Source organism: Leptothrix discophora (genome assembly GCF_030705305.1).
Classification (GTDB): Bacteria; Pseudomonadota; Gammaproteobacteria; order Burkholderiales; family Burkholderiaceae_C; genus Sphaerotilus; species Sphaerotilus discophorus.
Genome location: NZ_JAUZEE010000006.1, coordinates 123,076 through 137,110 on the forward strand (window position 1 = coordinate 123,076; position 14,035 = coordinate 137,110).

The following is a 14,035-nucleotide window of genomic DNA, read 5'->3' on the forward strand; positions in this document are numbered from 1 at the left end:
CGCCGCGGACGACGCGGGTCCGCTTCAGCCCGGACAGCCGTCGACCTGCCGCGCGCCGGGGCGGCACAGGTCGCGGTCCAGCCACAGCTCGTAGACGTCGCCGGCCGGACGGGCCAGCCGCAGGTGGACCAGATCGGCGGTCTGGCCGACCTGGTCGCTCGACATCCGCCGCATCCAGCGCGCCAGGCCCTGGTGGCTGGCGCCCTGGCTGCGGATCTCCGTGCGGCTGGGGGCCTGGTCGCCGACCAGCGCCAGTTCCGGCACCCGCCAGCCGGCCTCGGCCAGCTGCGTGGCCAGGCGCATCGCCAGCGGGCGCTGGGCCTCGTCGGCCAGCTGGATGTAGACGATGGGCTGCGGCAGGCGGGTGTAGCCGGTGATGCGCTCGCGCACCTGCTCGGCCTGGGCGCGGGCCTCGGGGCCCAGCACGGCGGCGGTGTCGACGAAGCGCAGCACCGCCTGCCGGTGCAGTACCAGCGTCAGCGGGCTGGCCTGTTCGAGCAGGCCCAGCGTGTAGCGCGCGGCCTCGGCCACGGCGGCCGAACCGGCGCGGTGCAGCAGGTTGGCCTCGGCCCGCTCGACGGCCATCGGCAGCACGTCCGAATGCAGCTGGCTGGAGACGGTCAGCTCGCTGGCGGCGCTCCAGCGCAGCTGCGGGTCGGCCGCGTAGAGCGCGTCCAGCCGCTGCGCCAGCTCGCGTTGCAGTTCCGAGGATGCCGGCACGCGCGAGGCGAGCAGCGCCAGCGCCGGCGCGTCGGCACCGAACAGCAGGTCGCTGGAGGGAGGCGGGCGCAGCGCGGCCAGGGCGGCCCGCTCGGCATGGGCGGCCACGGCCTCGATGTCCGGGCGAACGGACTTGCCGGCCGCACGCGCCGGGCCGCTGCCGGCGGCGGTCGGCTCCGCCGGGATCACCAGCCCGCCATCGGCCAGGACCGAGGCGACCGGTTCGACCGCCAGCCGATCGGTCGGCCGCAGGACCGCGCCCGGCTCGTCGTCGTCGGACAGCACGGCCATCAGCCGCAGGGCCTCCTGGCGGCGCGCGGCGGGCAGGCCGTCGTGGTCGCGCAGGGCGGCCGACAGGTGCAGGCGGGCCTGCACCAGGTCGTGCTCGCGCACCAGCAGGTGGGCGAGCTGGACATGCGCCAGGCCCAGTTCGGGCGCGGCCTCCAGCGCGCGTTCGTAGGCCCGCCGGGCGGCGACCAGGTCGGGCGTGACCGAGAACTGGGCCTGCTGCGCCAGCGTCATCTGGGCCTGGGCCTCGCGCTCGTCCATCGCCGCCAGCCCGACATGGGTCGCCGCGCCGATGGCCAGCGCCAGCGCACCGACACCGGCGAGCTGGCGCCAGGTCCGGCTGGCCGGCGCGCTGGCCTCGGCCAGCGGCGCGTCGCGCTCGTCGGGCAGGAAGCCCAGCGTCGCCAGCTCGGTGGCCAGTGCCGCCAGGTCGGTGCCCCAGTGGCTCTGGCGCAGCGCCAGCGCCGGCTGCGCGGCCAGCGAGACCAGGTCGGGCGGCAGGCCGTGGGCCATCAGGGGCGGCGTCTGGTCGATCCGCAGCGCCTGCAGGTGGGCCCGGCCGGCCTGGGCGGCCAGCAGGTGGCGGCGCACCGGCTCGATCGGGGCCTGCGCGCCGTCCGCGCCGGGGTCGGCTGGCAGGTCGGCGTAGTCGGGCGTCAGCAGCACCAGCAGCACGCTGCCGGGGCCGAGCAACTCGGAGACCTCGACATCGTCCTGGCGCTCGACCAGGTCGATGACCGGCTCGCCGAACAGCTCGCGCAGCCCGACGGCCAGACGCTGCGCGGCGCGCGCACCGGCGGCGCCCCGGTGGCTCAGGCAGATCGGTGCGTGGACGGGCATGGTCGGCTGGGATGGGGAATGGGTCAGATCAGGATCGGCGCCTGCGTCAGCAGGGTCGCCACCGGGCCCAGCGTGTACAGGTTGGGCGACTGTGTCGGCGGCAGGCCGGCGCGGATGCGGCTGTGGAACAGGCGGTGGTTGCCCTTGAACTTGCCGCCGTTCCAGACCTTCAGCAGCTGCTCGGTGAAGGCGCCGTTGTGCTCGCCGTCCATCGAGGTCTGGTTGTCCTGGCAGCCCGAAATCAGCACCACCGAGGCCTTGAAGCGGCTGACGATGCCGGTCAGGCGCGTGCTGTTGGGCGCGATCGTCAGGCTGGCCAGCACCGCGTCCGGATCGGCGCTGGCGGCGCGGCCGGCCGCCGTCCTGGCGATGTCGCGCTGGAGCTTGTCGTAGAAGGCCTGGTGGGCCGCGTAGGTGCGCCGCGCGACGGCGGTGGGCATCTGGCGCGGGCGCGGGCCGATGGGTGAGAGGCCGGGGATGGGCGGGGCGGCGCGGACCGAGGTGCCGCTGTGGCAGCTGTCGGTCAGCACGAGGATGCGCACGCCGGTGGCGAAGCGGCTCAGCGCGAGGTAGGTCTCGTCGTCGATCAGCTGGCTGTCGTAGAGGCACCAGGTCTCGTCGAGCTTGTCGTCCTCGTCACCGGTGACGTCGTCGACCTGGCCGCCGTGGCCCGAGAAGGACAGCAGGAAGTAGTCGCCCGAGACCAGCTTCTGCGCCGCCTTGTCCAGCTCGGCCAGCACCCGGGCGCGGGTCGCGGCCTTGGTCAGCAGCACGGTCGGCTTGATGCCGCGCGAGGTCGCGACGGCGGCCATGTCGCGGGCATCGGCCTCGCAGGCCACCAGGTCACCCGACCAGCCGCCGTAGTGCTTCGGGCTGACCGAGTTCAGGCCGATGTGCAGCGACAGGCCGATCGGCTTGCGCGCTGCCGGGGCAACGACCTTGCTGCCGGTCTTTTTCGCGGCCGCGCGCTTCGTGGCGGCGACCTGTTTCGTCGCGGCCTTCCGGGCGGTCGTCTGTTGCGCGGCTGTCTCGGTACGGGCTTGTGCCATGTCTTGCTCCTGAGCGTTCGTGATCTTGTGGTGACGGACCGTCGTCGACGGACCGCGCGCATCTGTGTGCCTTGGGGCACCAACGGCCGACGAGTACAGCGCACCGCTTCGCGCGCTGTCCAGTGCCGAGCCGTATCTGAAAGTGTCGATGTGCCGCGGATGCCTCAGAGGCCTCGGATGCCTCAGATGCAGCAGGCGACGTGTGCCAGCGGGTCAGCGCGACCGCGTGGCCTTTTTTGCCGCAACCTTTGCGGCGGCCTTCTTCACTGCGGCCTTCTTCGCCACCGGTGGTGCCGAACGCGCCCGGGCCGGTGGCTGGTCGGTCAGGAAGCTGTTGTTGACCCAGCCTTCCAGGTCGGTCGGGCCGGCCACCTCGACGCGGCTCCAGCGGCTGCCGATCTCCAGCAGCAGCAGCTCGGTGCCCTGCTTCAGCGCCGGCGCGACGGCCGGCGCCGAGGCGTCCGGGCCGCTGCGGATGTTCAGCGACGTGGCGGTGACCCAGCGGTGCGGCAGCGCGTCGTCCTCGCGGCCGATGGCATGGGCGCGCACCGAGGCGAGCGGGAAGGCCGGGCCCGGATCGGACTTGCGGCCAGGCGCGATGTCCTCGTGGCCGAGCACGTCCTCGAGGTGGTAGGTGCTGACCAGCAGCTCGGCCAGCTCGGTCGCCCGCGCGATCTGCACCGGCGTGTAGGCATGCCAGCCGCGCACCGGGCCGCCGTTGCGGTGGGCCGCCAGGCGCACCTCGCTGTCGGGGATGGTCAGGCCAAACCACGAGACATGGTGATCGCCGACCTTGTCGAGCACGCCGGCGTTGTCCATCTCGATGCCGATGCTGGCCGAGTTCAGGCCGGTCAGGCCGTTCCAGGCGCTGACGCCGGCATGCCAGGTCACGACGTTGAAGGGCGCCAGCTGGACGATCCGCCCGTCGCGTCCGAGCACCAGGTGGGCCGACGCGTTGCCGCTGGGCTTCTGCGTGCACAAGGAGGTCACGGCGCTCTCCATCGAGCTGCCGGCGGTGTAGTGCATCACCAGGTAGCGCGGGTTCAGCGGTCCGCCGATGTTGGGCGTGGCCTTGAAGGAACAGCCTTCGCCGACGAGCCGGTGGTTCTCGATGCGCAACATGACGGACCTCCTGGGTGAACGGGGCCCGATGTTGCGCTGAGCAGCCGGCGCTGCACCAGTGCCCCGTCGCCTGTTCGGGCCACGGGGGTGCCAACGATTTCGCAGTTCAGGACGGCGCGGCGCGGCCGGCGCCGAAGATCGTCTTGCGGCTGGCCTGGACCGGGGCGCCCCGTGTGGTGCCGGGCTGGCTACGATCGTGCCGCGGTTCCACAGCATCCCCAGGCATTCACACAGCACCCACAGGAGCGAGCGCATGGCCAGCAAGAACACCATCTGCCTCTGGTACGACGGCACCGCGCTGGACGCGGCGCACTTCTATGCCGAGACCTTTCCCGACAGTGCCGTGCGGACGGTGCTGCGGGCGCCGGGCGACTACCCCTCGGGCCACGAGGGCGACGTGCTGACGGTCGAGTTCACGGTCATGGGCATCCCCTGCCTGGGACTGAACGGCGGGCCGGCCTTCCGCCACAGCGAGGCCTTCTCCTTCCAGGTCATCACCGAAGACCAGGCCGAGACCGACCGCCTGTGGCGCGCCATCGTCGACCACGGCGGCCAGGAAAGCGCCTGCGGCTGGTGCAAGGACCGCTGGGGCCTGTCGTGGCAGATCACGCCGCGCGCGCTGATGGCGGCCATCGCCGACCCGGACCGCGCCGCCGCCAAGCGGGCCTTCGAGGCCATGATGGAGATGACCTGCATCGACATCGCCGCGATCGAGGCGGCCCGCCGGGGTTGAGCTGCCGGACGGAGGGGTCAGCCATCCACCGGTTGTAGCGGCGTCTCCAGCACGAGTTGATAGAAGGCGAGATCCAGCCAGCGGCCGAACTTGAAGCCGACCTGCGGCAGCGTGCCGACGTGGCGGAAGCCCATGCGCTCGTGCAGCGCGATCGAGCCGGCGTTGGACGCGTCGATGCCGCCGATCAGGCAGTGCTTGCCCTGCTCGCGCGCGGCGGCGATCAGCGCCTTCAGGATGGTCACGCCCAGGCCGCGGCCGCGGTGGTCCTTGTGGACGTAGACCGAGTGCTCGACCGAGTACTTGTAGGCCGGCCAGGCGCGGAAGGTGCCGTAGCTGCCGAAGGCCAGCAGGCGGCCGTCGGCATCCTCCAGGCCGATCACCGGGAAGCCGCCACGCGCCTTGGTCTCGAACCAGGTCTGCATGCTCTCGGGCGGCCGGGGCTGGTAGTCGTACAGCGCGGTCGACGTCGTGATCGCCTCGTTGAAGATGTCCAGGATGGCCAGCGCGTGGCGATCGACGGTGCAGGTGACAAGGTCGGGCACGGGGGCAGGGGCGGTCATCGGGGGGCTCCGGGGTCGGGGATCGGGGATGGCGGGTCGGCGCGATTCTGCGGCCCGCCCGGCTGCAATTGACGTCCGTTTGCTTGTGGGAACGCGGCCGTCGCATCAGACTGGCCCACCTGTGATCCCAAGCGGAGTAGGCCCATGATGCGACGTCTGATGTGCCGGCCCTTGCTGGCCGTGGTGCTCTCGGTGAGCGGCCTGCTGGCTGGAACCGGCGCGGCGCAGGCCGGGCCGCTGGACCAGAAGTACACCCGGGCCCAGGTCGAGCAGTGGCTCTACATCGAGATCTCGGACATCTTCCGGGCCTACCGCGAGGACGAGGACTACGACGACGAGGACCTGGTCGACGCCATCCTCGATGCGCTGGCCGACGCGCCGAAGGCCGGCATGTCGGCGCGCCATCGCCAGGTCCATGCCTACCTGCCGTACCGCGACCTGGTGGCTGAGATGGATGAGGCCGGCACGACGCTGCGCGAGGTGGTGGAACAGGCGGTCGCGGAGGCCGATGCGCTGGGCTGGCTTGACGCCCATCGCGCCCGGCCGATGCAGGCCGGCCTGCAACTGGCCCAGCGCGGCGACCTGAGTGGCCGCGACGGCAAGGTCAAGCCCGCCAAGGCGGCCGCGCGCTCGGCCCGCAACATCACCAACGTGGCCTTCCGCTAGCCCGCCGCATCGGGCCGCCATGGCGCTCGACGTCCTTGTCCTGGCGCTTGCGCTGGCGCTGGCCCTGGCCGGCGCGAGCGTGCTGCGCGAGACCGCGCAGCCCCCGGCCCGGCGCGCCTTCGCGGTCGTGACGCTGCTGGCGGCCGGCCTGCTCGCGGCGGTCCAGTGGGCGGGGGCACGGGGTGTCCTGGTCTTCAGTCCCGAACTCGGCGTGCTGATCGTCTCCGGCGGCGCGGCGGCCCGTGCCGCGCTGGCCGCCGGGCTGGTCGTGACCGGCGCGGCGGCCGGCCTGGGCTGGTGCGCGATCCGCCTGCACCACGGCCGGTCCGGGCACGCCGGCCGGCTGCTCGGCATCGGCCTGCTGGTCGGCCTGTCGGCCGCCTGGACGGTCAGGCCGCTGGGTGCCGACGAGGCCTCCGGTGTCCTGTCCACGGGCGCCGCGGCGCTGGGCGTGCAGTTCCTCTGGTCACCGCCGATGCTGGTGTGGACGGCGCTTTGCGCGGTCGCGATCGCCTGGATCGAACGACCGCAGCGCACGCCGATGGCCCGCGCCACCGCGCTGGCCGTCACCGTGGCGGGGGTCGGCCTGCTGCCCTGGCTGCGGCCGGGCTTTCTCGATCCCGCCCTGGACCCGCTCTGGCGCCTCGTCGCCTGGACCGCCTGGCCGCTGGCCGGCGGGCTGCTGCTGTGGCAGGCCTGGCGACAGGTCCGTGCCGGCTGGCCGGCCTGGCGCCAGCCGTTGGCGGGCTGGTGCCCGGGCGACACCGGCCGGGTGGCGGGCATGGCGCTGTGCGCCGTCGCCACGCTGGCGCTGTTGATGTGGCCGGGCTGGCCGCTCGACGCGGCGTTGGCGGGCCTGCTGGCCGGTCTGGGCCTGACGCTCGCCAGTCTGCAACCGCCGCCGGTCCATCCGGCCGACCCGGCTGGGCCGGCTGCGGGCGCCGCGCCCGCCTGGGCCGAACGCAGCGGCCGTGCGGCCGGGCTGTTGACCCGCGCCCTGCTGGCGCTGCTGCGCTCGCTGCGGTCGGTCATCGCGTCCTTCTTCAGCGCCAGCAGTGCGGCGGGGGCGGTGCTCAAGGCGCTGGCTGGCGTGCTGGTGCTGGTCGCCTTGAGCGAGATCCCCAACGCCGGCCACACCGTCGTGTTGCCGTTCCAGACGCCCGACGCCGAGCCGTTCAAGGGCTCCGGGCAGGCGCTGGCCGATCATGTCGTGGCCAGCCTGGCGCGACAGAACGACGAGCTGCTGCCCGACCTCAGCGTGCTCAAGGACCTCAAGCCCGCCGATGCGCTCGCCGCGCGCGCCACCAGCCAGGCCACCAGCACCATCGACGCGGCGCTGAAGAAGGATGTCGACCTCGAGTTCGGCGGCGTGAAGATCCCGCTCGGCGCGCTGGTCGCGCCGGTGCAGGCGCCGATGCGCACGCTGCTGGGCGTGCGCGTGGTCTCGGGCAGCCTGCACGTCAACCAGGACGCCCACACCCTGCTGGGCGCCAACTCGGCCGGCGACAGCTGGCAGGTCCGTGCGCCGCTCGACCCGGCCAGCGAGGACTGCCCGGCCTCGGCCGAGGCCGCCACCGCCAGGCCGATGGCCGCCGCGCCAGTGGCCGCCGCCGCAGCAGCCGCCGCCAAGCCGCCGCTCAAGGCCGCCGACGTCTTCGCGCCGATCGCCGACGAGCTGGCCTTCCGCATCCGCCGTGACGACCAGCGCACCGCCAGCCCCGGCATGACGCGCTCCTGGCAGGCCTTCAAGTGCTTCCGCGACGGGCTGCGGCACTGGCGCCGCTTCGAGCTGACCAATGGCTACGAGGAACTCGAACCGGCCGCGCGCAGCTTCCGCGAGGCCACCCGCATCGACCCGGCCTTCGCGCTGGCGCATTACCGGCTCGGGCTGGTGATGCAGAGCGACGGCCAGCCGGCCCAGGCCGTCGCCGCGTTGCAGGAAAGCCTTCGCGCCAGCCCCGACTTCCTGCCCGCCGCTGCCGCGCTGGCAACCACCTGGTGGGACTTCGACAGCTACGCCTTCCGGGCCGTGGTGCCGCCGGAGCAGGACGCGGCGGCCGATGCGTCCGCGGAGGGGTCTGTTCCGGCCGATGCACAACAGTCCCCTCCCGCGCCACAGGCCCCGCAGGCCCGCCAGACCGCGGCGACGTCGCTGTGGCTGGGCCTGGTCACGACCGACACGGCGGCGCTGGGCGCGGTCGACCGGGCCAGCGCCTACTACGGCCTGTGCAAGAAGGCCTCGCTCGACATCGGCGCGGCCCCGCCCGATGCGCCGCAGGCCGCCGCCGATGCGGTGATGCGGGCCTATTTCCACTGCAAGCGGGGCGAGTCCTCGTTCGCCCGGCTGCCGGCGACGCGCCGCGACGATCCGCGCGTGCGGCGCGCCGAGGCCCGGGTCCGCCAGGAACTGGGCGACGTGCTGCGGCGGCTGGTGCCCGCCGACCAGGCCGCGCGCCCGCAGGCGGCCGTGCTGGCCTGGCACTGCGCGCCCCAGGACACGGCCGCGGCCGATGCGGCGGACCCGTCCGGCCCGTCGGCCGCCTCGGCCCGGGTCTGGCGCCGCCCGTCCTACCAGGCCATGGCGCTGCGCTACCTGAGCCCGGCCGCGCAGGTGCTGGCCGACGACGCCGCGCTGCTGTGCCTGCGGGCCGGCTTGGCCGCCGCCACCGGCGACGACGCGCCGATGCGCGCGCTGGCGAGCACCGCGTCGGCCCACGTCAACCTGGCCTACGACCTGTTCTCGATGCGTGCCGACTGCCCCACCTGCCTGGCCGGCGCGATGGCGGAATTCCGCACCGCGATCCGGCTCGCGCCGGACGACGTCGACGCGTTGAACGGCCTGGCCTACGGGGTCGCCTTCGTCGCCGCCGAGGCCGCTGGCATGGCCGGCGCGGACCTGCCCTCAGAGGCCGACCTGCTGGCCGCCGAGGCCCACGCGCGCCGGGCCGCGTCGCTGTCGCGCGACTGGGTCAATCCGACCGCGCGGATCAAGAACGAGGCCGTGCTGGGCGAGGTCCTGCTGGCCCAGGGTCGCTACCACGAGGCGGTCGAGGTGCTCGAGGCCAGCCTGAAGGCGCTCGGTCCGGCGGCCGGCCACGCGGTCTTCCACCGGCTGCGACACGAACTGGTGCGCAGCGCGCTGTGCGCGGCCGACGCCGACCTGGGCGGGCGCGAGCCCAGCCCGGCGTCGGCCGCCAGCCTGTCCGCGCTGGACCGCCAGGCCAGCCGCTACCGCGCCCTGGCCGTGCAGGCCAGCGAGGAGATCCGCGCCAGCGAGCAGCGCCGCGGCATGCCGGTCTACGGCCGGGCGGACGGCGCACCCGACCCGCTGCGCCTGCCCTCGGTCTGCGCCAGCCGCAACGCCCGCGACCGCGCGCTGGACGAGCGCGCGGTCTACCGCCTGCGCCAGCCGCCGCGCATCGGCCGGCATGGGCTGTGCGGCCCGCAATGGGTCGAGGCGCGGGTGCAGGGTGCCGTGCCGGAGGGCCTCAAGCTGGAGGTGCTGGGCGGCGGGCTCGGCCAGTCGACGCCGGTCGATGCGGCCACCGGCCGGACCCGCCACCTGCCGATTGCCCAGCCACGCCGCGAGTCGCACCACCAGTTCGTCGCGACCCTGTCCGATGCGACCGGGCGGGTCTCGCAGCGCGTCTGGCTCGACACCACCCGGCCCAAGGACGATGCCTGCGCCGACAACCTGCTGACCGTCGAGTTCGAGTCCGCCAGGCCAACCATGTCCGCGCCCGCAGCGTCGCGGCGCTGACCGGGCGTGGCCCCGGCCCGCGAGCGTGTGCTGCCACCGATGCCGACACCGTTGCCGACACCGTTCCCGAAGCAACCGCCGCCGCCGTGACATCCCGCACCGCCGCCGAGGGCGGCGCGTTGACGTGCTTCGGTTCAAACCGTATAAACGATTTATATCGTTCAAACGTCGCGAGGCCGCATGCCGTTCGAGATCCAGCTCTGGTGGGGCTTCCTGTGTGCCGTCAGCGTCGTCAACCTGGCGGCGTGGCTGTGGACCGCGCGACGCCTGCGGGCGGCGCCGCATCCGGCCGATGTCCACGCCGACGACAGCCTGCACCGGCGCTGGCAGTTGCTGCTGTCGGCCGGCTATGTGCTGGGCTGCGCCCATCGTTCGTGGTGGCCGGTGTTCGACGTGCAGCGGCTCTGCCTGGTCGACCACTGGCTGTCCAGCGTGGTGATCGGCCGCAGCGTCGCGACCATCGCCGAGCTGTGTTTCGCGGCCCAGTGGGCGCTGGTGCTGCACAAGGCCGCGCGTGACACCGGCAGCCGCAGCACCGAGCGGGCGGCGCGCCTGATCGTGCCCCTGATCGTCGTGGCCGAGGTCTTCTCGTGGTACTCGGTGTTGAGCACGTCCAACCTCGGCCATGTCATCGAGGAATCGCTCTGGGGCGCCTGCGCGCTGCTGTTCGTGCTCGGCCTGGTGCCGATCTGGCCGCAGGTCCATGACCACCTGCGGCCGCGGCTGCGCCTGTGGGGCGCCGCCGGGCTGGCCTACGCGGTCTACATGTTCGGCGTCGACGTGCCGATGTACGCCGACCGCTGGCTGGCCGACGAGGCCGCTGGTCGCCACTACCTGAGCCTGGCCCAGGGCTGGGCCGACGTCTCGGCCCGCTGGATCGTCTCGCACCGCTGGACCGACTGGCGCAGCGAGGTGATCTGGATGTCGCTCTACTTCAGCGTCGCCGTCTGGCTCAGCATCGCGCTGGTCCATGCGCCGATGCGCTTTGGCACGCGGCCGGCGCGGCTGCGGTATGCGGTCGTCGTGGCGTCCCGGGAGAAGCTGCCGGCGTGACATCGGCCACCCGCTCGCCCCCATGCCGGGCGCCCGCGCCGCCCCGCGCCGCCAGGGCCGGGCGCAGAATGCCCCGATCGCGACGACACCGACATGCGGGGTGACGATGAGATGCAGCCTCCTGCCGGCCGGCCTGATCCGGGCGGCCGTGACAGCCTTGATGCTCCTGGCGGGCCTGCTGCCGGTGCGCACCGCTGCAGCCCCCGCCGCTGCCAGTGCCGTCAGCGCTGCCAGCGCCGCCGCCTCGCCCTGCACCCGCGTGGTCTTCTCGGCCAACCCCGACTACCCGCCCTACCACTGGGCAGAGGGCGACCGCCTGGTCGGTGCCAGCGTGGCGCTGACCGGGCGCATCCTCGATGACCTGGGCGTCGCCTGGGAGGCCCGCCACGTCGGTCCGTGGCCACGGGTGCTGAAGTCGGCCGAGCACGGCCAGATCGACCTGATCGTCAGCCTCAAGCCCACGCCCGAGCGCGAGGCCTACCTCGTCTTCACCCGGGCGCCGGCCTTCCCCAACCCGATGGCGGTGTTCGCCGCCAAGGCCCGGCCGGTCCGGTTCGACAGCCCGCAGGACCTGGTCGGCAAGCGTGGCGGGCGCACCGCCGGGGACCGCTTCGGCGACGCCTTCGACCGCTATGCCGAACAGGCGCTGACGCTCGAGGACGCCGACAGCCTGAGCGTCAACTTCAACAAGCTCGCGGCCGGGCGCATCGACTACGTCGTCACCGGCCTCTACACCGGCCGCGCGCAGCTGCTGCGGCTGGGCCTGAACGACCGCATCGTGCCGCTGCCCCGGCCGGTCAACGAGGGCGACGTCCACCACGGCTTCTCGCGCGCGAGCCCGTGCGCGGCGCTGGTCGATGCCGTCAACACCCGGCTGGCGGCGGCGCGCCGCGACGGTCTGCAGGGCCGGCTCCTGGAGGAGGCCTTGCAGCAATGGCAACGCAGCCCGGCCAACGGCCAGCGTCCATGAAGGACCGTCGCGGCATCGGCCGCCTGGCCTTCCGGCATGCGATGCTGGCCGCGCTGCTGGGCGTGCTGCTCGGCGCCGCGTTCAGCGTGCTGCAGTTCGGCGTCGACTACCGCCAGTCGGTCGAGACCGAGCGCCGCGAGATCCTGCAGATGATGGCCGTCATGCGCGAGCCGGCCGCGCAGGCTTGCTACAACCTCAACACCGAGGCCGCCCGGGTGGTGGTGCAGGGGGCGCTGTCCTACATGCCGGTCCAGCACGCCCGCCTGGTCAGCGACTTCGGCGAGACGCTGGCCGAGGGCGACAGCGACAAGGTTCCGGCCGATGCCGGCACGGCCTGGTGGACGCGCCTGATCGCGCCGACGCAGGACTACAGCCTGCCGCTGGACTTTGGCCCGTCGCACAAGCGCGTCGGCGAGTTGAAGGTGGTGACCGCCCAGGCGCCCCGCGTCGAGCGGTTCTTCCGTGACGCCGGGCGGGACATGCTGCTCAACGTGCTGCGCAGCGTCACCGTGGCGCTGGCGCTGGGCGTGCTGTCCTTCGTGACGCTGACGCGGCCGCTGACGGCCATCGCGCGGCGCATCGGACACGGGCCATCGAGTCCGCCGGACGTCCAGCCGCTGGCCGAGGCGGCCCGCTCCGACGAGATCGGCGAGATCGCCTCCGCCTTCGAGCGCTACGAGCGCGAGGCCGGCGAACGGGCCCGCAGCCTGGAGGCCGCCGCGCGGGCGCTGGCCGCCAGCGAGGTGCGCTATCGCCGCATCGTCGAGACCGCTGGCGAAGGCGTCTGGCAGGTCGACGGCGAGGGCGTCACCACGCTGGCCAACGAGGCCATGGCGCGCATGCTGGGCCGCAGCGTCGACCAGCTGATCGGGCGCTCGATGTTCGTCTTCGTCGACGTCGCCGACCGGCCGGCGGTGCAGGCCCTGTTGCGTCCGCGCGAGGGCCAGGACAGCGAGCGCTGCGACATCCGCTTCCTGCGTGCCGACGGCCACGACGTCTGGGCGGAGGTCTCGTCCTGCCCGATCGCCGACGCCGACGGGCGGTCGTCCGGCACGCTGGCGATGGTCACCAATGCGACCGAGCGGCGCCGCCGCGACGAGGAACTGCGCGCCACCAACGACCGGCTGACGTCGATGGTGGCCGACCTGGAGCGCCACAAGTCCGACATGGCCCACATCAGCGAGCTCAACGAGCTGCTCCAGTCCGCCCGCACCGAATCGGAAGCCTTCGAGGTCGTCCGCGCCACCGCGGCCGTGCTGTTTGCCGACTGCGCCGGCGCCGTCGCGGTGGCCGGCCCGGACGAGGACATGCACGTCGTCGGCCGCTGGGGCGACGGCTCCGATCTGCCCGACAGCTACCCGCGCACGGCCTGCTGGGCGATCCGCCGCGGCGGTGCGCACCTGCAGGCCGGCCGCCACGGCATCCGCTGCCGCCACGGCTCGCACGGCACGGCCGGCGCACAGCTGTGCACGCCGCTCTACGTCGAGGGCGAGCTGATCGGCGTGCTGCACCTTCATGACGGCCACGAAGGTCAGGAAGGCCACGCCGGCCACGCCGGCCACGCCGACCACCATGACCATGACCGGCCGGACGCGCACCCCGGTCACGAGGACGATCCGCACCGCCAGGGCCTGCTGGCCATCGATGGCCCGGTGCAGCAGCGGGTCGAGGTCTTCGGCGAGGTCGTCAAGCTCGGCCTGTCCAACCTGCGCCTGCGCGACAGCCTGCGCGAACAGGCCCTGCGCGACGTGCTGACCGGCCTGCCGAACCGCCGCCTGTTCGACGAGACGCTGCCGCGCGAGCTGACCCGCTGCCTGCGCGCCGGCGAGCCGCTGACGCTGGCGATGGTCGACGTCGACCACTTCAAGCGCTTCAACGACCGCTACGGCCACGACGCCGGCGACCGCGTGCTGCGCGCGGTCGCCGAGGTGCTGGTCCACAGCATCCGCGCCAGCGACATGGCCTGCCGCTACGGCGGCGACGAGTTCCTCTGCCTGCTCCCCGGCCTGTCGGCCCAGGACGCCGCCGCCCGCTTCGAGGAAGCCCGCACCCGCATGGCCGAACAGGCCGGCCACGCCGGCCTGCCGGTCGAACCCATCACCTTCACCATCGGCCTGGCCACCGCCCCGACCTGCGGCACCGACATCCCCGACCTGACCCGCGCGGCGGACGCGGCGTTGTACGTGGCGAAGGGGAAGGGCAGGGATCGGGTGGAGGTGGCGGTTGGGGTGGTGGTGGAGGTTTGAAGGGCGGCGGAAATGCGGCGGTTGTGGG

Annotated in this window: 10 protein-coding genes; 6 read left to right on the top strand and 4 right to left on the bottom strand. The window is 73.5% G+C overall.

What is annotated here, in order from left to right:
* Window positions 1–24: 24 nt before the first annotated feature.
* From Q8X39_RS12535 to Q8X39_RS12545, 3 genes are all read right to left on the bottom strand, one after another.
* The gene (locus Q8X39_RS12535) at window positions 25–1,848 is read right to left on the bottom strand and encodes a tetratricopeptide repeat protein (RefSeq protein ID WP_305750021.1); all 1,824 of its coding nucleotides are present in this window, start codon (window positions 1,846–1,848) and stop codon (window positions 25–27) included.
* A 23-nt stretch (window positions 1,849–1,871) separates the two neighbouring features.
* Complete coding sequence (locus tag Q8X39_RS12540) at window positions 1,872–2,897, bottom strand: caspase family protein (RefSeq protein WP_305750022.1); 1,026 nt, start codon at window positions 2,895–2,897, stop codon at window positions 1,872–1,874.
* Window positions 2,898–3,110: 213 nt separating this feature from the next.
* Window positions 3,111–4,019, bottom strand: coding sequence for an N-acetylmuramoyl-L-alanine amidase (locus tag Q8X39_RS12545; protein ID WP_305750023.1), 909 nt, complete (start codon window positions 4,017–4,019; stop codon window positions 3,111–3,113).
* Window positions 4,020–4,272: 253 nt separating this feature from the next.
* Between Q8X39_RS12545 and Q8X39_RS12550 the strand changes: the two genes are divergently transcribed.
* Entirely contained in the window at window positions 4,273–4,752 is a 480-nt protein-coding gene (locus Q8X39_RS12550; RefSeq protein WP_305750024.1) for a VOC family protein, read from the top strand.
* Window positions 4,753–4,769: 17 nt separating this feature from the next.
* On the opposite strand, the gene Q8X39_RS12555 is transcribed toward Q8X39_RS12550, so the two are convergent.
* A complete protein-coding gene (locus Q8X39_RS12555; protein ID WP_305750025.1) occupies window positions 4,770–5,312 on the bottom strand; it encodes a GNAT family N-acetyltransferase in 543 nt (180 codons plus the stop codon).
* 144 nt (window positions 5,313–5,456) lie between these two features.
* On the opposite strand from Q8X39_RS12555, the gene Q8X39_RS12560 reads away from it, so the two are divergent.
* The 5 genes from Q8X39_RS12560 to Q8X39_RS12580 all read left to right on the top strand — a co-directional run bounded on the left by Q8X39_RS12560 (window position 5,457) and on the right by Q8X39_RS12580 (window position 14,007).
* Window positions 5,457–5,978 carry a hypothetical protein gene (locus Q8X39_RS12560; protein ID WP_305750026.1) on the top strand — a complete coding sequence of 174 codons (522 nt, stop codon included), beginning with the start codon at window positions 5,457–5,459 and terminating at the stop codon, window positions 5,976–5,978.
* A gap of 19 nt (window positions 5,979–5,997) precedes the next feature.
* Window positions 5,998–9,738: a tetratricopeptide repeat protein gene (locus Q8X39_RS12565; RefSeq protein WP_305750027.1), complete on the top strand. Its 3,741-nt coding sequence runs from the start codon at window positions 5,998–6,000 to the stop codon at window positions 9,736–9,738.
* Between the two features lie 180 nt (window positions 9,739–9,918).
* Window positions 9,919–10,791 (top strand): hypothetical protein, encoded by an 873-nt coding sequence (locus Q8X39_RS12570; protein ID WP_305750028.1) that lies wholly within the window; start codon window positions 9,919–9,921, stop codon window positions 10,789–10,791.
* A gap of 106 nt (window positions 10,792–10,897) precedes the next feature.
* Entirely contained in the window at window positions 10,898–11,761 is an 864-nt protein-coding gene (locus tag Q8X39_RS12575) for a substrate-binding periplasmic protein (RefSeq protein ID WP_305750029.1), read from the top strand.
* On the top strand, window positions 11,758–14,007 hold the full coding sequence (locus Q8X39_RS12580) for a diguanylate cyclase (protein WP_305750030.1): 2,250 nt from the start codon (window positions 11,758–11,760) through the stop codon (window positions 14,005–14,007). Before Q8X39_RS12575 ends, Q8X39_RS12580 begins: the two co-directional genes overlap by 4 nt.
* The last annotated feature ends 28 nt before the right edge of the window (window positions 14,008–14,035 follow it).